Genomic DNA, 18816 nt, shown 5'->3' with positions numbered 1-18816 from the left:
GTCGCGCTCCGCGGCCGACGTTGGCCTCGTCGCGGCCGGGGTCGCCCCGGAGGTGGGTGGCTTCGGTCGCGGCGTCGCGGGCCGCGCCGGCGCGTGGACGACGGGTCGGGGTGGGCGCGACGGGCTCATGCGTCCTGCCCGCGTCCTTCGAGCCGGTCCAGGATCACCGCACCCAGGCCGGTCACGTCGCCGGCCCCCACGGTCAGCACCAGGTCACCGGGACGAGCCTGGTCGGCGAGCCAGGTCGCGGCGTCGTGCTTGTCGGGCACGAACGTCGCCCGCCCCGAGGTGGGGACTCGCTCGACGATCATCTGGCCGGTGACGTCGGGGTCGAGGTCCTCGCGCGCGGCGTACACGTCGGTGATCACGACGACGTCCGCAAGGTCGAACGCGGCACCGAACTCGGCCGCGAACGTGCGGGTGCGCGAGTACAGGTGCGGCTGGAAGACCACGAGGACGCGCCCCGTGCCCACGACGGAGCGGGCGGCCCGCAGCAGCGCGGCCACCTCCGTGGGGTGGTGCGCGTAGTCGTCGACCACACGGACGCCCGCCACCGTGCCGCGGTCCTCGAACCGGCGGCCCGTGCCGCGGAACGTCGAGAGCCCGTCGGCGGCGGCCTGCGGGTCCGTGCCGAGCCGGACGCACGCGGCCCACGCTCCGGCCGCGTTCAGCGCGTTGTGGGCACCCGGCACGGCCAGGTCGACGACGACGCTCGCACCGAGCCCGGTCACGCGTGCGGACCACGCACCCGGCGCGTCCGATGCCGGGGCGACGACGACGTCCGCGGACGCGTCGATGCCGTAGGTGACGACCGTGACGTCCCGCGCGGCGAGGTCGTCGCGGACGCGCGCCACGAGCCGCGCGGACCCGTCGTCGTCCGCGCACGCCACGAGCGTGCCCCCGACGCGGACGCGCCCCGCGAACGCGACGAACGCGTCCTCGAACGCCTCGCGCGTGCCGTAGTGGTCCAGGTGATCGGGCTCGACATTGGTCACGACGGCGACGGTCGGCTCGTAGGCCAGGAACGAGCCGTCGGACTCGTCGGCCTCCGCGACGAACGCGCCGGCGCCGTCCCGCGCACCACCCAGCACTCCGTCGGCGGTGATCACGGTGCCGCCGATCGCGAACGACGGGTCCGTCCCGGCAGCGAGCAGCGCAGAGGCGACCATCGCGCTCGTCGTCGTCTTGCCGTGCGCCCCGGCGACGGCCACGGCGTCGCGGTCGGCCATGAGCGCGGCGAGCGCCTGCGAGCGGTGCAGCACGGCGATCCCGCGCATGCGTGCGGCGGCCAGCTCGGGGTTCGTCTCGCGGACGGCCGACGAGACGACCAGCGTGTCGACGCCCTCGACGAGCGCGGCGTCGTGACCGACGTGGACCGCGACCCCGGCGGCGCGCAGGCCCGGCAGCGCCGGGCCGTCGGCGGCGTCCGACCCGCTGACCTCCAGCCCGCGCGCGGCCAGCAGCGCCGCGATCGCGGACATGCCCGCGCCGCCCACACCCACCAGGTGGACGCGACCCAGGTCCTGCAGCGCGCTCACGGCCTGGTCCTCAGCTGCGCCTCGACGAGGTCCGCGACGCGCGCCGCGGCGTCCCGCACCCCGACGCTCGCCGCTGCGGCGGCCATCCGGGCCCGGGTCGCAGGCGCCTCGTCCCCCACCAGCAGGACGGGCAGGTGCGTGCGGATCCAGTCGGCGTCCAGGTCGTCGTCCTCGACCAGCACACCGCCGCCCGCAGCGACCACGTCGGCGGCGTTGAGCCGCTGTTCACCGTTGCCCACGGGCAGTGGGACGTACACGGCGGGGATCCCCAGCGCGGCCTGCTCGCAGACCGTGCCGGCGCCGGACCGCCCCAGCATGACGTCCGCGACGGACAGCGCGTGCTGCATCTGCGTCAGGTACTCGCGCACGTGGTAGCGCTCGCTGCCGGGCACGCCGGCCAGGGCCGCCTGCACGGGCTCGGCCTTGCCGATGCCCGTCAGGTGCAGGACCTGCACGCCGGCGGCCAGCAGGTCCGCCGCCGCTCCGGCGGCCGCCGCGTTGATGCTCGCGGCGCCGCTCGAGCCGCCGGTGACGACCAGCGTGGGCAGCGCGGGGTCCAGGCCCAGCTCGGCGGCTCCCGCTGCCCGGGCCGCGTCCGCGTCGCGGGCGCGCTCCGCGACGAGGTCGGCGATGGGGGCCCGCAGCGGGAGGCCCGTCAGCTGCGCACCGCGCAGCCTCGTCCCGTCGAACGTCACGGCCACGGCGGCCGCCCACCGGGCTCCCAGGCGGTTGGCCAGGCCGGGGCGGGCGTTCTGCTCGTGGATGACCACCGGGATGCGGCGCTTGCGGGCGGCGAGGTAGGCGGGCGTCGAGACGTAGCCGCCGAAGCCGACGACGACGCGCGCGCCGGACTCGTCGATCGCCTTCCCCGCCGCACGGACGGCCGCGCGCAGGTTGGCGGGCAGACGCGGCAGGTCGGCCGACGGCCGACGAGGCAGCGGGACGCGCGGGACCGGGGCGAGCGGCAGCCCGTGCTCCGGCACCAGCCGCGCCTCGAGCCCCTGCGTCGTGCCGAGCACGGTCAGGATCGTGGCCGGGTCGCGGCGGCGCAGCTCGTCGGCCACCGCCAGCAGCGGATTGACGTGCCCCGCGGTGCCGCCGCCGGCCAGCAGGACGGAACGCGCGTCAGCCACGGGCCCGCCCGATCACGGCGAGCGAGCGCCGGACCACTCCGGGTCGCGCGGCGAGCGCCTCGGCCGCGCCGGGCTCGCTGCGGGCGAAGGAGATGACCACGCCGAGCGCGGCCATCGTCATGATCAGCGCCGAACCTCCGGCCGAGACGAGGGGCAAGGGAACTCCGATGACGGGGGCGAGGCCGATGACGACCGCGACGTTGAGCAGCGCCTGCCCGATGATCCAGCACAGGATCGCACCCGTCGTGATCTGCACGAACGGGTCCGGGTGGCGACGGATGACACGGATCATGGCGAAGGCCAGCAGGCCGAAGAGACCGAGCACGATGAGCGTGCCGACCAGGCCCAGCTCCTCGCCGAGGATCGCGAAGATGAAGTCGTTGTGCGCGGCCGGCAGGTACGACCACTTCTCGCGGCTCTGGCCCAGGCCCAGGCCGCCGATACCGCCGCTGGCCAGGCCCCAGCCGCCGTGCAGCGTCTGGTAGCAGGCACCCGAGTTGCTGCACGTCGAGCTGTCGAGCCAGCTGCCGATGCGCGCCGTCCGGTTGCTGGTCTGCGCCAGCGCGATGACCACGCCGATGCCGGCGGCACCTGCGACGGCGAACATCTTCATGGGAACGCCGGCAACGAACAGCGCGCCGAAAACGAGAAGGATCATGACCATCGCCGTGCCGAGGTCGTGCCCGAGCAGGACCAGCCCGATGGCACCGGCCGCCACGATCACGGCCGGCACGAAGACGTGCTGCCAGCGCTGCAGCAGCGCCTGCTTGCGCGCGAGGACCACGCCAAGCCACACGGCGAGGGCGAGCTTGAGCGCCTCTGACGGCTGCGCGGAGAACGACCCCAGGTAGATCCAGCCGGTGTTTCCGCCCGTGGACCGGCCCAGAGGCGAGAAGACCAGGAGCTGGAGCAGCACACCTGCACCGAGAGCCGGCCACGCGACCGCCTTGAGCACCCGTACCGGCAGCCGCATCAGCACGAAGAAGATCGGCAGCCCGATCAGCGCGAACTGCGCCTGGTTCAAGAAGACGGCATACGGCGAGTGGCCCTCGTCGAGCGACTCCACGCTCGAGCTCGACAGCACCATGACGAGCCCGATGACGAGCAGCAGGGCGGTCGCGCCCAGCAGCACGTAGTAGCTCGTGACCGCGCTGTTCCACTGGCCGAGCCGCGAGCGGACCGGCTCGGCGGGGACGTCGCGCGGGGTCGCCGCCGTCATCCGAGCGCCCGCACCGCGGCGCCGAACTCGCTCCCCCGCGCCGCGTACGACGCGAACTGGTCCATGGACGCGCACGCCGGCGCGAGCAGAACGGTCGGGGCGAGCGTGCCGGTCTCGACACCGGGCACGCGCGCGGCGAGGCGCTGGGCCTCCTGCACGGCACGGGTCATCACCGTGCCAGTCTCACCGGCGTCGACCTCGACCACCGGCACATCCGGCGCGTGTCGGGCCAGCGCATCACGCAAAGGCTCCCGATCCACCCCGATCAGGACGACGGCGGCCAACCGGTCACGCCGCGCAAGGACCAGGTCGTCGAACCGCGCGCCCTTGGCCAGCCCGCCGGCGATCCACACGACCGAACCCGGCTCGAACGCCCCGAGAGACGCCGCGGCGGCGTGCGCGTTGGTGGCCTTGGAGTCGTCGACCCACGCGACCCCGTCGCGCACGGCCACGGTCTCGATCCTGTGCGCGCCCGGCGCGAACGAGCGCAGCCCGTCGCGCACCGCGGCCGGCTCGACGCCGTGCGCGAGCGCGAGCGACGCGGCGGCCAGGGCGTCGGCGATCACGTGCCGCGGGACCGTCCCGTCGGGGCCTGCGAGCTGCGCGAGGTCCGCGAGCGTGCCGAGCTCGGCGGCGTGCGTGTGCCGCAGCCGCGCGAACCCGCGGTCCACGAGCACGTCCTCGACGAGACCCACCTGCCCGACCAGCGGCGTCCCGGTGGTGAACCCGACCGCCACGGCGCCGTCGACGACGTCGGCCTCCTCGACCAGACGCATCGTGCGCTCGTCGGCCACGTTGTAGATGCAGGCCACCTGCGCGCGCTGGTAGATGCGGCCCTTGTCGGCCGCGTAGGCGTCGAGGTCGCCGTGCCAGTCCAGGTGGTCCGCGGCGATGTTCAGCACTGCCGACGCCTGCGCGGACATGGAGTGCGTGAAGTGGAGCTGGAAGCTGGACAGCTCGACGGCCAGCACGTCGTAGGTCGGGTCCGTCGCCGCCAGCACCACGGGCGTGCCGACGTTCCCGACGGCGGCCGACGTCCGGCCCGCGGCCTGCAGGATCGCGTCGAGCATGCCCACCGTCGTCGTCTTGCCGTTGGTCCCCGTGACGGCGAGCCACGGCGCGGGGCCGTCGGCGCGCGGCGCCCGCAGCCGCCACGCGAGCTCGACCTCCGACCACACGGGCAGGTCCCGGGCGAGCGCGGCGGCGATCAGCGGGTGGTGCGGCGCCAGGCCGGGCGACGCGACGACGAGGTCGGCGCGCTCCAGCCCGGTCCCCGCCAGGTAGTCGGCCGACGAGACGACGTCGTCCGCGGCGTCGTCCACGGGCACGACGCGCGCGCCGACCGACGCGAGCACGTCCGCCGCCGCACGCCCGGACACGCCCAGTCCCGCGACGACCACGCGCGCGCCGTCCAGATCGAGAGCCACCTAGCCGGACACCCACTCGGCGTAGAAGATGCCGATTCCGAGCGCGACGAACAGCCCGGCGATGATCCAGAACCGGATGACGATGGTGACCTCGCCCCAGCCCTGGAGCTCGAAGTGGTGGTGCAGCGGCGCCATCTTGAACACACGTCTGCCGGTCAGCTTGAAGAAGCCGATCTGGATGACGTCCGAGAGCACCTCGAGGACGAACAGGCCACCGATGATCGCGGCCAGGATCTCGGTCCGCGTCAGGATCGACAACCCGGCGAGCGCCCCGCCCAGGGCCAGCGAGCCGGTGTCGCCCATGAAGATCTTGGCCGGGCTGGCGTTCCACCACAGGAAGCCGAAGCACGCACCCGTGATCGAGGCGGCGACGACCGCGAGCGCGAGCGGGTCGCGCGTCTCGTAGCAGCTGGGGCCGGCCGTCGCCAGGAACTGGCAGGACTGGTTGAACTGCCAGACGCCGACGACGACGAACGAGCCGAACACGATGAGCGACGTGCCCGTCGCCAGCCCGTCGAGGCCGTCGGTGAGGTTGACCGCGTTGGACCAGGCGGTGATGAGGAAGTTGGCCCACACCACGAACAGGATCAGGCCGATCGTGGCGCCGGCGAACGCGAGGTCCAGCTTGGTGTCGCGGATGAACGAGATGTGGGTGGACGCAGGGGTGCGGAACTGGGAGTTGGGGAACTGCAGCGCGGCGACGGCGAACGTGACGCCCACCAGCCCCTGCCCCACGAACTTCCACCGCGCCTTGAGGCCCAGGCTGCGCTGCCGCGAGATCTTGATGTAGTCGTCGAGGAAGCCGACCAGGCCCAGGCCGGTCATGAGGAACAGGACCAGCACCTCGGACGCGCTCGGCGCCGTACCGGTGACCAGCAACGCCCCCGCCCAACCGATCAGCGTGGCGCCGATGATGACGACGCCGCCCATCGTCGGGGTGCCGCGCTTGGTGAAGTGCGCGGTGGGTCCGTCCTGCCGGATGAACTGGCCGTACTGCTTGCGGACGAGCAGCCGGATGAACAGCGGCGTGGCCAGCAGCGCGACCAGCATCGAGACGAAGCCCGCGATCAGGACGGCCTTCACGCGGCGTCACCCCCCGCGGCCAGCAGGTCGCCGAGGCGCCACAGCCCCGAGCCGTACGACGACTTCACGAGCACGACGTCGCCCGGGCGCAGCTCCTGCTCCAGGAAGCGGGTCGCCGCGTCCAGGTCGTCGGCCAGCAGGACCTCGTCCCCCCAGCTCCCCTCGCGGTTGGCGCCGTCGCGGATGCCGCGCGCGCCCTCGCCCACCACGAGCGTCAGCCCGATGTTGAGCCGGACCACCAGGGTGCCGAGCGCGTCGTGCGCCTCGCGCGATCCCTCTCCGAGCTCGAGCATCTCACCGAGGACGGCCACCGAGCGGCGGTCGCGCCCGGCCACGACGGCGAGCGCCTTGAGCGCCGCCCGCATGGAGTCCGGGTTCGCGTTGTAGGAGTCGTCGATGACCGTGATGCCGTCGGGACGGTCGACGACGTGCATGCGGTGCGGGCTCAGCGCGTCCGCGGCGCTCAGCCCCGCGGCCACGTCGTCGAGCGTGAGCCCGACGGCCAGGCCGGCGGCGGCCGCGGCGAGCGCGTTGTGGACGTGGTGCTCACCGACGAGCCGCAGCTCGACCGGCGCGCTGCCGCCCGCCGTGACGATCGTGAACCGGGCGCGGCCGGCGCGGTCGACGACGACGTCCGCGGCGCGCACGTCGCTCGCCGGCGCGCTGCCGAAGGTCACCACGTCGCCAGGCGCCAGCGGGGCCATGGCCGAGACGCGCTGGTCGTCGGCGTTGAGCACGGCGACGCCGTCCGGCAGCAGGCCCTGCACGATCTCGGACTTGGCCGTCGCGACCGCCTCGATCCCGCCGAACCCGCCCAGGTGCGCCTGCCCGACGACGAGCACGACCGCCACGTCGGGCGGCGCGATGTCCGTCAGGTAGGTCAGGTGCCCCGGCCCGCTCGCGCCCATCTCGAGCACCAGGTAGCGCGTGGTCTCGTCGGCGCGCAGCACCGTCAGCGGCAGGCCGATCTCGTTGTTGAACGACCGCACGGGCGCGATCGTCGGGCCCGCGGTGCCGCACAGCTGCGCGAGCAGGTCCTTGGTCGTCGTCTTGCCGACGGAGCCGGTGATGCCGACGACCTTGAGCTCCGAACCACCGGGCTCCAGGGCTGCCTCGCGCAGCCGCACCAGCACCTCGCGCGCCAGGTCACCGAGCGCGCGCTCCACGTCGTCGACCAGCACGACCGGCAGGTCACCGGCCGGGCCCGCGACGGGACGCGCGGCCAGCACCAGCGCGGCACCCGCGGCGACCGCGGTCGCCGCGTAGTCGTGCCCGTCCACGTGCTCGCCGGGCAGCGCGACGAACAGCCCGCCCGTCTCGACCTCGCGCGAGTCCGTGACCACGGCGCCGTGCACCAGCACGGCGTCGTCGACCGCGTGCAGCCGGCCGCCGGTCGCGGCGGCGATCTCGGCCGCCGTCAGCGCGATCACGCGTGGTTCTCCGCAGCCTCGGCGTCGCGGACCGCGCGGGCCCGCTGCTCGAACGCGCTGCGCAGCACGTCACGGTCGTTGTACCGGTGGAACACGCCGGCGATCTCCTGTGTGGGTTCGTGCCCCTTGCCCGTGATGATCACGGTGTCCGGCTCGTCGGCCAGGGCGAGGGCGTCGTGGATGGCCTGCGTGCGGCTGGTCGTCGCCTCGTGCACGTCGGTCAGGTCGGGCCGCACCGCGCGGACCCCGTCAAGGATGGCGGACCTGATGCTCTGCGGCTCCTCGGAACGGGGGTTCTCGTCGGTGACGACGATCACGTCCGCGAGGCGCGCGGCGACCTCCCCCATGATCGGGCGCTTGCCCTGGTCGCGGTCGCCGTCCGAGCCGAACACCAGGATCAGGCGTCCCGGCGTGATGGGGCGGACGGCCTCGAGCGCGAGCACGAGCGCGTCGGGGGTGTGCGCGTAGTCGACGAGCGCGAGCGGCAGGCCGTCGCCCCGCTCGATGACGCGCTCCATGCGGCCGGGCACGGCGCCGGCGATCCCGACGGCCTCGATCGCGGCCGCCAGCGGCACCCCGGCCGCGTGCGCGACCACGACGGCCAGCGCCGCGTTGGAGACATTGACGAGCCCGGGCAGCGGGCTGGCCGCCTCGTGCAGCCTCCCGTCCGGGGCGCGCAGCGTGAACGTCGACCCGACGCCGTCGAGCCCGATGTCCGCGGCGACGACAGCCCAGTCGGCGTCGTCGGCCTCGGGCGCACCGACGTGCGTCGCGACCGACTCGACGGGGATCCGCGCCTCGCGGGCGAGCCTCCGGCCCCACTCGTCGTCGACCACGACCACACCGCGGCGCGCCTGCCCGGGCGCGAACAACCGGGCCTTGTCGCGGAAGTAGCCCTCCATGTCGCCGTGGAAGTCGAGGTGGTCGCGCTGCAGGTTGGTGAACGCGGCCACGTCGAACTCCAGGCCGTGCACGCGACCCAGCGCGAGCGCGTGCGAGGAGACCTCGGTGACCATCGCGGTGGCACCTCGCTCGAGCGCGAGCGCGAGGATCGCCTGCAGGACGGGCGCCTCGACCGTCGTGCGCGGGCTCTCGATGCCCTCGTCGCCGATCCGCAGCTCCACCGTGCCCATCACGGCCGTGAGCCGGTGGGCGGCGCGCAGCGCGGCGTCGACGAAGTACGTGGTCGTCGTCTTGCCGTTCGTCCCCGTGATGCCGACGGTCGTCAGCCGGTCCCCCGGCGTGCCGTGCACGTGCGCCGCCAGCGGGCCGGCGACGCCGCGGGGGTCGGGCGAGACGAGCACAGGGACGGCAAGGTCGGACAGCAGCTCGGCTCCCGCCTCGTCCGTGACGACGGCGAGGGCGCCCGCGGCGACGGCCGACGAGGCGTAGGTCGCACCGTGGACGCGCAGGCCGGGCACGGCGACGAACAGGTCGCCCGGCTCGACGTCGGTGCTGGCGACGGTGACTCCGGTGACGCGGACGGACGCCAGCTCCTGCGGCACGCCTGTGATCAGGTCGAACGCTGCAGCGAGATCGGCGAGACCGTGGTCCGCGGGATGCGTCGGGCGCATCCGGGCGGGTGAGGTCATGGGGAGAATCTACCCCGGTGCAGGCCTGCGCCCCCGCATCCGCCGGGCGTCACCACGTCGTCGGGAACGGGTTGGCCTTGGCTCCCGACGGTGCGACGCCCAGCTTCCCGAGCGTGTAGGCGGCCACGTCCTTGAACACCGGCGCGGCGACGTCGCCGCCGTAGATCGACGACTTCGGGTTGTGCAGGATGACGCTGACGACGATCCGCGGGTTGTCCGCCGGGACCGCGCCGATGAACGACGCCGTGATGCCCTGCTTGCCGTTGAGCCAGTTCTGCGCCGTACCGGTCTTGCCGGCGACGATGTAGCCCGGGATCGCGGCGGTCTTGGCCGTGCCGCCCTCCTCGGTGACGCTCTGCATCATGCGCAGCACCGTGTCGGCCGTCTTGGCGCTCACCACCCGCGTCGAGGGCTTCTTGGCTGCGGGTGTGTACGTGCCGTCCGCGTCCGTCCAGCCCGCAATGATGTGCGGCTCCACCTGGACGCCGTGGTTCGCCACCGTGGCGAACACCTGCGTGACCTGAAGCGCGTTGACGGCGACGGCCTGGCCGAACAGGACGGCGTACTTGGACCGGCCGTCGGGGTCCGAGAAAAGACCGGGCGACTCACCGGGTAGCTCGATGCCGGTCTTGCTGCCGAAGCCGAACCGCTTGAGGTAGTCGTAACGCTGGTCGGTGGTGAGGTGCTGGCCGATCATGACCGTGCCGGCGTTCGACGACTGCGCCAGGATGCCCGTGGTCGTCAGCTTGAGCGTGGGGTGCTCGTGCGAGTCGTGGAAGGACTGCCCGTTGTCGGTGGTGTAGCTGTACGGGACCTTGAACTCCGAGGTCGGCTCCACCAGCCCCTCCTCGAGAGCGGCCGCCATCGTGATGACCTTGCCCGTGGAGCCGGGCTCGAAGACGTTGGAGACCGACGGGGCGAGCGAACCCTTCGAGTCCCCCGGCTTGTTCGGGTCCACCGAGCCGGTGTCGGCCAGCGCGAGGATCGCGGACGTCTGGACATCCTCGACGACGACCGTGGCCGAGTCCGCACCGGTCGACTTCTTCGCCGCCTCGATGGCGGCCTGGGCGCGGTATTGGATGTCGCTGTCGATCGTGAGGCGCACCGAGCTCCCGGACTTGGCCGGCGTGTCCTGGTTGTATCCACCGGGCACCGCCTGCCCGTTCGCGCCGCCCTCGTACACCTCCTCGCCGGGGGTGCCCTTGAGCTTGTCGTCGAGCGATGCCTCGAGCCCCTCCAGGCCGGCGCCCGCCGAGTTGACGAAGCCGATGACGTTGCCCGCCAGCGCGCCGTTGGGGTAGGTCCGGTCGGCGACGACGTCCACGTTGATGCCGGGCAGCTTGAGCGCGCGGATCTCGCGGGCGACCTGCGGCAGGACGCCCTTCTTGAGCACCTTGAAGCCCTTCTCGCCGACCAGGAGGCCACCGAGCTCGGGCTTGTCCATGTCCAGCAGTGGCGCCAGCAGCGTCGCGACGCCCTCGACCCCCTTCGGCACGTCGGCCGTGCCCAGGTACTGCCCGACGAGCTTCTGGTTCACCGAGATCTCGTAGCGCTCGACGGACGTGGCCAGCGCGACGCCATTGACGTCCGTGATCTGACCGCGCGTGCCGAGCTGCGTCACGTCGATGAGCCGTGCGGCGCGCGCCTTCGCGGCGATCGTCGGGCCGTTCACCACCTGGATCTTGACCAGCTGGACGGCGAAGAGCACGAGCACGGCGACGATCGCGATCGTCAGGAACAGCATCCGCCCGCGCGACCCGGACCGCGCCGGCGCGACGGCGACCCGTCCGGGGATGACGCGCGAGGCGGCGGGCCCACCGACGCGGGAGCGCTGCTGCGGGACGGGCGTGCGCGGTCGCTGGACGGTGGGCGCGCTCACTTCGACGCCTTGGGTGCCACCTGCACGCTCCCGTCGGAGAGCCGCACCCAACCGGTCCCGGCCGCGGGCACCATCCCGAGCTTGGCCGCGGCCTTGGCGAGCGACTGCGGCGACGACTTCTCGTCCAACGTCGCGGCCAGGTCCTTCTGGTCCTGGTCGAGGCGGCTGAGCTGGTTGACCAGGTCGTGCCGGGCGTACGCGGCCTGCGCCATCTGCGTGTTGAGGAGGAGGGCCGAGAGCAGCGCGACCGCCAGGATCCCCATGCACACCAGGACGAACGGCACCCGCGTACGGGCCTGCGCCGGTGCGCGGACCACGCGCAGCCGCGGCGGCGGCGGCGCCTGGACGGCCGGACGAGGACGGGGCGCGAACGTCGGCGGTGCGACGCGGGCGGCTGCCTGGGCGCTCATGGGGTCCTCCTGGGGGCCTTGCCGTGCTGGTCTGCGTGGGTGCGGCGCATGTGCGTCGGGGTGGGCCGGAGCCTCTCGGCGGCACGCAGCCGCACGGAGGCGGAGCGTGGGTTGAGCGCGAGCTCGGCCTCGTCGGCCTCCTCGGCGCCGCGGGTCACGAGCCGCAGGTACGGCTGGTGCGTGTCGGGGACCACCGGCAGGTCGGGCGGCGCGCTCGTCGTCGCCCCCGCCGCGAACGCCTGCTTGACGATCCGGTCCTCGAGGGACTGGTACGCCTCAACGACGATGCGGCCACCGACCGCGAGCGCCTCGATGGACTCGGGAACGGCCCGCTCGAGCGTCTCCAGCTCGCCGTTCACCTCGATCCGCAGCGCCTGGAACGTGCGCTTGCCGGGGTGGCCGCCCGTCTTGCGCGTCGCCGCCGGGATGCTGGCGCGCAGGATGTCGACGAGCTCCCCCGTCCGCGCGAGCGGCGCCTTGGCCCGCGCGGCGACGATGTTGCGCGCGATGCGTGGCGCGAACCGCTCCTCGCCGTAGACCCGCAGGATCCGGGCGATGTCGCGCTCGTCGTAGGTGTTCAGGACGTCGGCGGCGGTGATGCCGCGCGTCGCGTCCATGCGCATGTCCAGCGGTGCGTCCTGCGCGTAGGAGAAGCCGCGCTCGACCTCGTCGAGCTGCAGCGACGACACGCCCAGGTCCATCAGCACGCCCTGGACGGCGCCGATCCCCAGGTCCTCGAGGACGTCGCGGATCTCGTCGTACACCGCGTGCACGCCCGTGAACCGGTCACCGAAGCGGGCCAGGCGGCGCCCGGCGAGCTCGAGCGCCTGCGTGTCGCGGTCCAGGCCGACGACCCGCACGTGCGGGAACGCGGACAGCACACCCTCGGTGTGCCCACCCATCCCGAGGGTGGAGTCGACCATGACGGCACCCTCGACGGCGAGCGCCGGTGCGAGCAGGTCCAGGCAGCGCTGCAGGAGGACGGGGACGTGGCGCTCGTCCGCAGGTCGGTCGTCGGTCATCGGTCCCTCCCCCCGTGCTCGTGCTGTTCACAACCAGGTGCTGCTGGAAAACGCTGGTGGTCTCGCGGCCCCTCCGCCGTCCGACCAGATCCCCCACCGACCCTCTGACGCCGGGGAAGTGCGTCAGAGCGGACGGGAGGAGGTCTCACCGGGCGGCATGCTTCGGCCGTCGACCGTCTAGAAGGGTCCGTTGGGGAAGACCTCCTCGGTGGTGTCGGCGTAGCCGGACTCCTGCTCCTCGAGATACGTCTCCCAGGCCTGCAGGTCCCAGATCTCCACGCGGGTCCCGGCGCCGATCACGGCGACGTCCCGGTCGAGGCCGGCGTACTTGCGCAGTACCGGCGGGATCGAGATGCGGCCCTGCTTGTCGGGCAGCTCGTCGCTCGCGCCGGACAGGAAGACACGCAGGTAGTCCCGGGCCTGCTTGCTCGTCACCGGGGCCTGCGCGAGCTGGCCGTGGTAGCGGCGGAACTCGTCCATCGGGAGCAGGAACAGGCAGCGCTCCTGGCCGCGCGTCATGACAAGTCCCGTCGAGAGCTGACCGCGGAACTTGGCCGGGAGGATGAGCCGGCCCTTGTCGTCGAGCCGCGGGGTGTAGGTGCCCAGGAAGGGCGCGCTCGAACCGAAGAGGCCGGACGTCGCGTCACCGGTCACCACCCCTCCTCCCCGCTCTCGTGCTCGGCCCTCCCAGCCTCACCACGTGCCTCCACGCTACTCCACTTCACTCCACCAGCAACCGCAGAGAGGCCTAAGTTCACCCGTATGCGCACCGTTCTCGCAGGTCACAGCAGTGGGGAGAAGTGGAGGGATTTCGTGGCCGACGAAGGCCCCGGGCGCGTCGTCGACGCGCACCGCGGCCGCAGCCCCGGAGGTTCCACCACATACCGGACAGCAGGACGCGATCGGGCCGTCGACCAGCGACACTCGAGGCGGGGGACGGTCGCGCGGTGGAGCGAAGTGGAGGCTCTCGGGCGAGCAGCGATCTCACCCCCATCCCGATGACCGGGGCGTGTGCGCACACGTAGGCTCGTCCCGGACCAACCCGCCAAAGGAGGCGCCATGCTGCAGGCCGTCCCGTCGTCGACCGAGCTCGACGACCTCGTCGCCACCACCGGTCGCATGCGCGCCGGCATCGAGAAGGTGGTCACGGGCCGGCCCGAGCTCGTCGCGACCACGGTCGCCGTCCTGCTCGCGGAGGGGCACCTGCTGCTGGAGGACGTGCCCGGCGTCGGCAAGACCACGCTCGCCAAGGCGCTCGCGCGCTCGATCGACTGCCAGGTGGGTCGCATCCAGTTCACGCCGGACCTGCTGCCGAGCGACCTGACCGGCGTGAACATCTACCGCAGCCAGACGGGCGAGTTCGAGTTCCGGCCCGGCCCGGTCTTCTCGCACATCGTGATCGGCGACGAGATCAACCGGGCCTCCCCCAAGACGCAGTCCGCGCTGCTGGAGTGCATGCAGGAGGCCCAGGCCACGGTCGACGGGCACTCCTACCCGCTGCCGCGCCCGTTCCTGGTGGTCGCGACGCAGAACCCCGTCGAGATGGAGGGGACCTACCCGCTCCCCGAGGCCCAGCGCGACCGGTTCATGGCGCGCCTCACCGTGGGCTACCCCAGCGTCGACTCGGAGCTCGCGATGCTCGACCTGCAGGAGACGGTCGACCCGCTGGCGGACCTGCGCCCCGTGACGGACGCCGCGCACGTGGGCCGACTCATCGACGTCGCGCGCCGGATCTACGCCGCTCCCGGGGTCAAGCGGTACGTCGTCGACCTCGTCACCGCGACGCGCGAGGACCAGGGGCTCCGCCTCGGGGCGTCCCCGCGCGCGGCCATCCAGCTCCTGCGTGCCGCGAAGTCTGCTGCGGCGATCGCCGGACGCGACCACGTGCTCCCCGACGACGTGCAGTCGCTGGCCGAACCCGTCCTGGCGCACCGCCTGCTGCCCAGCACCGAGTCGCGGCTGTCGGGCCGCAGCACTGAGGCCATCGTGCGGGACGTCGTCGCGCGCGTCGCCGTCCCGAGCCCGTCGGTGAGCGCACGCGGGACGCGCTCCGCGCTGCGCTGATGCGCCTGCGTCCCACGCCGCGGGGCTGGGCCCTCGGCATCACCGGGCTCGTGCTCCTGGGGCTCGGCGCCGGGCTCGAGTCGCTCGACCTCCTGCGGATCGCGGCGCTCGCGCTGCTGTGCGTCGGCGGCGCCGCGACGATGGTCGCGTGGCGCGACCCGGCGCGCGGGCGCAACCGGATCGACGTGACGCGCGTCGCCGCCCCGAACCCCGTGCACGCCGGGTCCGTCGTCGGCGTCGACGTCCACATCCGGGCACGGGACGCCGGCTCACGCACCCGCCTGGCCGGCCTGCGGTTCGCCGAGCAGGCGGCGACGGAGCTGTCGGCCGGGCGCCCGCTCAAGGCCAAGGTGACGCGGGAACGGGCGCACGTCACGGTGAGCTACACGGTCGAGGCCGCCCGCCGCGGCCGGTGGCCGATCGGGCCGCTCGTCGTGACACGGACGGACGTCTTCGCCACGATGGCGACCACCACGACGCTCGGCGACGACGCCGAGATCCGGGTCTGGCCGGCCGTCCGGACGCTGCCCGCCCCCACGGACGTCCTGGTCGGCGAGCCCGACCGCGTCGCGCTCGGCGCACGGTCCCCGTCCACCGACGACGCGTCGCTGCGCGACTACCGCGAGGGCGACGACCTGCGGCGCGTGCACTGGAGCAGCAGCGCCCGCCGGGGCGCGCTCATGGTCCGTTCCGACGAGCGCGCCGGGATGCGACCCGTGTCCGTGCTGATGGACCTGCCGCTGCGCGGTGGGCACGCGATGGAGTGGACCGTCTCCACCGCGGCATCGATGGCCCTGGCCATGCTCGACGCCGGCCACCCCGTGCGCATCCTCGACGGCGGGCACGTGTCCGGCCTGACGACGCCGTTCCTGCACGCGCGCACCGACTCCGCCCGCAGCGCGCTGCTGGACCGGACCATCGACCTGGAGCCGACCCGCAGCGCCGCGCAGGCCGAGCACCAGCTCGTCGCCGCGGCCCACATGCTCGACAGCACCGAGGCGGGCGGGGAGATCGTGCTCGCCCTCCTGGGCGGCACCGGGACGGCCGGTCGCGAGGCGCTGGCCCACGTCGCCGACACCGCGCAGTGCTGGGCGATGGTCCGCACGGACGGCGGCACTCCGAGCCAGTCCCGGGAGGCCGAGCACACGCTGCACGCGCTGCGCCGGGCCGGCTGGCGTGCCGTGGGCGTCACGTCCGGCGAGGACCAGGTCGACGCCTGGCTGCGGATGCTGGGTGACGCCCGATGAGCCTCGTCGCGCGCCGGGCACCGCGCGGGTCCCGCGCCACGCTCGCCACCGCGCTCGTCGCCGTGGGCACCTGCGCGAGCACCCTGGCGCTGGCCAACCTGCTGAGCCCCGGAGGCGGTCGCGGCGTCATCTGGCTGTGCGTCCTGCTGCTGGCCGCGTTCGTCGCCGGGGTGCGCGCCCTCACGCGCACCTGGTGGGTGCCGTCGGCTGCCGGGCTGGTGGCCGCCGCCGTCGGCGTGGTCCTGCGCTACGGCGCTCCCCCCGGTCGCCTGCAGCTGGTACCCACACCGGACACGTGGGACCGCGCGAGGGCTGTCTGGTCGGACGGGCTCGCCCTCATCGACTCCTCGGTCGTCCCCATGGACGTCACCAGACCCGTCGAGATGGTCATCCTCGTCGGTGCGCTCTTCGTCTTCCTGGCATGCGACCTGCTCGCGGTGGGGCTCGGGCGCGCCGGGTGGGCCGGCCTGGTCTACCTGGCCATGTGGGCCCCGGCGCTCACGCTCGGATTCGACGCCGGCGCCTGGGCCCTGCTGTGGACGGGCGCCGCCTACCTCCTGCTCCTTGCCGTCACGTCCGCCCCGCACGCGGGCGCGGTCGAGCGCGGCCGGCTCGCCTCCGCAGCCCTGTGGTCCACGGCTGCCGTGGTCGTCGGCGCCCTCGTCCTGGGGCCGATCCTGACCGTGCTGCCCGCCTGGTCGTCGTTCGACCTGCCGTCGCTCGGGTCGGGGGCCGCCGGCCCCCTGCGCCTGTCCGACGAGCTCGACATGCGCCACAGCCTGGGCAAGCGCTCCGGCAGCACGGTCCTGACCTACTCGGTCGCGCCGGCCGGCCCCGCCGCGACGCCGAAGGCCTCGAGCAGCACCGAGCCCCTGCCGGCGGCCCCGGCCGGGCCCAGCCCGAGCGCCACGCCCACCCCGGCCCCGCTGGTGGCCACCGTCGCGAGCGTCGGTCCGCTGCGGGCCTTCACGCTGACCGAGTTCGACGGTCGGACCTGGACCCCGACCGAACCCGTCGCGACCAACGCGGTCGCAGGCGGATCCCTGCTCGCGACCGACCCGGACCTGAGGGGCACCGAGCCCGACGCGAAGCGCGGCGTGCTGGCGAAGGTCGACGTCGAGGTCGGCACTCTCGACGAGAAGCGCCTGCCGATCGGGATCTTCCCGCGCACGGTCGACGCGCCGGGGAGCTGGCAGTACGACGCGGAGCGCGACGAGGTCTTCGGCTCCGACGCGACGCCGACGGGCATGAGGTACTCGATGGTCGTCGAGCTCCCTGACCTGCGCCCCGAGGACCTCGAGGACGCGACGACGCCCGCTCCGCCAGACGCCGAGGTGTCGGGCGTGCTGTCCGTTCCGGCCACGTCCCACAGCGACGACATCGCCGCGCTCGCCCGCGACCTCACGAAGAACGACCCGACGCCGTACACGAAGGCCATGTCGCTGCAGAGCTACCTGCGGGCCTCGTCGAACTTCACCTACGACACACGCGTCGCCCCCGCCAGCACGGACGATGCGGTGTGGGACTTCCTGCAGGACAAGCACGGCTACTGCGTCCAGTTCGCGACGACCATGACGGTGATGGCGCGGACGCTCGGCATCCCCGCGCGGATGGGCGTCGGGTTCCTGCCCGGCAAGGCGAACGACGACGGCGCGATCGTGGTCACCGGCAAGGAGGCGCACACCTGGCCCGAGCTGTACTTCGGTCCCGACCTGGGGTGGGTCCGGTTCGAGCCCACCCCCGCCGTCCAGTCCGGGGCCCCGCCGGTGTGGAGCGACCCGTTCCAGGCCAACGCGCCGGGCACCGACCCCCGCGACAACCTCAACCAGCGCCCGGACGACGTCCCCACCGACGACGCCCCGCCGACCGACGGGGAGACCTCGGCCCCCGCTGCGCCGACCGCCGACACGGCCAACCTGCTCGTCCCGGTCTTGATCACGCTCGCCGCGGTGCTGCTGCTGGCCGGCTTCGCCGTCGCCCTGGTCGTCTCGCGCCGCCGCGCCCGCCCGGAACTGACGCCCGAGCAGGCGTGGACGCGGACGCGCAAGGGTCTCGCGGCGCGCGGGATCCGGTGGTCCGATGCCACGACGCCCCGGGCGGCCGTGCACAGCGTCGAGGGTCAGCTGGCCGGCCGAGGGGCCCCGGTTCTGGGTGCCGAGGCCTCACGAGCCCTGGTCTCGCTGGCGACGGCGGTCGAGACCGAGCGGTACTCACCGCGCTCGACCGACGTCAGCCCGGACGAGCTGCGCCGCTGGTCCGACACCGTGCTCGACGAGGTGAAGCGGCTGCTCAGCGACCGCTCTCGCCGCGACGCCGCTCCCAGCGCTCCTCGAGCCGAGTCATGAACCCGCGGTGCTGACGCGCCCCTGACGGACGAGCGGCGGGGCGGACGGCACCGTCCTCCGTGACGACACCCTGCGGTCCGGTGCGGCCACGGTGCCGACCCGGGTTGGCGAACGCGAACGCGACCGCCGCGAACATGACCACGAAACCCAGCACGCCCAGCAGCGGCAGGCTGAACGCCACACCGACCACCAGAAGGACCAGCCCCACCACGGCCCCCACGGACGCGATGACGTAACGGCCCACGCCTCTGTGGCCGCTCTGCGTCAGCGTGTTCGCGAGCCGCGGATCGTCAGACGTGAGCTGTCGCTCCATCTGCTCGAGGACGCGCTGCTCGTACTCGGAGAGTGGCATCCCGACTCCTGTCGACCCTGATTTGACGCTTATCTCGTTCAGGATAGATCGGCTGCAGCAAAGGTGGTAGTCGGA

At 73.5% G+C, this 18816-nt stretch carries 15 protein-coding genes; 3 read left to right on the top strand and 12 right to left on the bottom strand.

Features of this window, described 5'->3' with window-relative positions; all coding sequences use genetic code 11:
* Positions 1-125 precede the first annotated feature (125 nt).
* The 11 genes from murC to mraZ form a co-directional block, all read right to left on the bottom strand.
* Entirely contained in the window at positions 126-1538 is a 1413-nt protein-coding gene (gene murC, locus IC607_RS16865; RefSeq protein ID WP_191788575.1) for a UDP-N-acetylmuramate--L-alanine ligase, read from the bottom strand.
* A complete protein-coding gene (locus tag IC607_RS16860) occupies positions 1535-2671 on the bottom strand; it encodes a UDP-N-acetylglucosamine--N-acetylmuramyl-(pentapeptide) pyrophosphoryl-undecaprenol N-acetylglucosamine transferase (RefSeq protein WP_191788574.1) in 1137 nt (378 codons plus the stop codon). The genes murC and IC607_RS16860 overlap by 4 nt, the downstream gene beginning before the upstream one ends.
* Entirely contained in the window at positions 2664-3890 is a 1227-nt protein-coding gene (gene ftsW, locus IC607_RS16855) for a putative lipid II flippase FtsW (protein WP_191788573.1), read from the bottom strand. Before ftsW ends, IC607_RS16860 begins: the two co-directional genes overlap by 8 nt.
* Entirely contained in the window at positions 3887-5317 is a 1431-nt protein-coding gene (gene murD / locus IC607_RS16850) for a UDP-N-acetylmuramoyl-L-alanine--D-glutamate ligase (RefSeq protein ID WP_191788572.1), read from the bottom strand. The genes ftsW and murD overlap by 4 nt, the downstream gene beginning before the upstream one ends.
* Positions 5318-6400 carry a phospho-N-acetylmuramoyl-pentapeptide-transferase gene (gene mraY / locus IC607_RS16845; protein ID WP_191788571.1) on the bottom strand — a complete coding sequence of 361 codons (1083 nt, stop codon included), beginning with the start codon at positions 6398-6400 and terminating at the stop codon, positions 5318-5320.
* Complete coding sequence (gene murF / locus IC607_RS16840) at positions 6397-7830, bottom strand: UDP-N-acetylmuramoyl-tripeptide--D-alanyl-D-alanine ligase (RefSeq protein ID WP_191788570.1); 1434 nt, start codon at positions 7828-7830, stop codon at positions 6397-6399. Before murF ends, mraY begins: the two co-directional genes overlap by 4 nt.
* Positions 7827-9422, bottom strand: coding sequence for a UDP-N-acetylmuramoyl-L-alanyl-D-glutamate--2,6-diaminopimelate ligase (locus tag IC607_RS16835; RefSeq protein ID WP_191788569.1), 1596 nt, complete (start codon positions 9420-9422; stop codon positions 7827-7829). Before IC607_RS16835 ends, murF begins: the two co-directional genes overlap by 4 nt.
* A gap of 49 nt (positions 9423-9471) precedes the next feature.
* The gene (locus IC607_RS16830; RefSeq protein ID WP_370526348.1) at positions 9472-11301 is read right to left on the bottom strand and encodes a peptidoglycan D,D-transpeptidase FtsI family protein; all 1830 of its coding nucleotides are present in this window, start codon (positions 11299-11301) and stop codon (positions 9472-9474) included.
* Positions 11298-11711 (bottom strand): hypothetical protein, encoded by a 414-nt coding sequence (locus IC607_RS16825; RefSeq protein WP_191788568.1) that lies wholly within the window; start codon positions 11709-11711, stop codon positions 11298-11300. The genes IC607_RS16830 and IC607_RS16825 overlap by 4 nt, the downstream gene beginning before the upstream one ends.
* Entirely contained in the window at positions 11708-12733 is a 1026-nt protein-coding gene (gene rsmH, locus IC607_RS16820; RefSeq protein WP_191788567.1) for a 16S rRNA (cytosine(1402)-N(4))-methyltransferase RsmH, read from the bottom strand. The genes IC607_RS16825 and rsmH overlap by 4 nt, the downstream gene beginning before the upstream one ends.
* A 177-nt stretch (positions 12734-12910) precedes the next feature.
* Positions 12911-13387 (bottom strand): division/cell wall cluster transcriptional repressor MraZ, encoded by a 477-nt coding sequence (mraZ, locus tag IC607_RS16815; RefSeq protein ID WP_191788566.1) that lies wholly within the window; start codon positions 13385-13387, stop codon positions 12911-12913.
* 405 nt (positions 13388-13792) lie between these two features.
* Between mraZ and IC607_RS16810 the strand changes: the two genes are divergently transcribed.
* The 3 genes from IC607_RS16810 to IC607_RS16800 are packed head-to-tail and all read left to right on the top strand — an operon-like array spanning position 13793 to position 18389.
* Entirely contained in the window at positions 13793-14797 is a 1005-nt protein-coding gene (locus IC607_RS16810; protein ID WP_191788565.1) for a MoxR family ATPase, read from the top strand.
* Positions 14797-16044, top strand: a complete 1248-nt coding sequence (locus IC607_RS16805; protein WP_191788564.1) for a DUF58 domain-containing protein — start codon at positions 14797-14799, stop codon at positions 16042-16044. Before IC607_RS16810 ends, IC607_RS16805 begins: the two co-directional genes overlap by 1 nt.
* A complete protein-coding gene (locus IC607_RS16800) occupies positions 16041-18389 on the top strand; it encodes a DUF3488 and transglutaminase-like domain-containing protein (RefSeq protein ID WP_191788563.1) in 2349 nt (782 codons plus the stop codon). Before IC607_RS16805 ends, IC607_RS16800 begins: the two co-directional genes overlap by 4 nt.
* Here the strand turns inward: IC607_RS16800 and IC607_RS16795 are convergent.
* Positions 18334-18741, bottom strand: coding sequence for a DUF3040 domain-containing protein (locus IC607_RS16795; RefSeq protein WP_191788562.1), 408 nt, complete (start codon positions 18739-18741; stop codon positions 18334-18336). The genes IC607_RS16800 and IC607_RS16795 overlap by 56 nt on opposite strands.
* Positions 18742-18816: the final 75 nt, after the last annotated feature.

It is taken from the genome of Cellulomonas sp. JH27-2 (assembly GCF_014837175.1).
In the GTDB taxonomy this organism is placed as follows: Bacteria; Actinomycetota; Actinomycetes; order Actinomycetales; family Cellulomonadaceae; genus Cellulomonas.
This window is presented reverse-complemented; position numbering and strand designations above follow the sequence as displayed.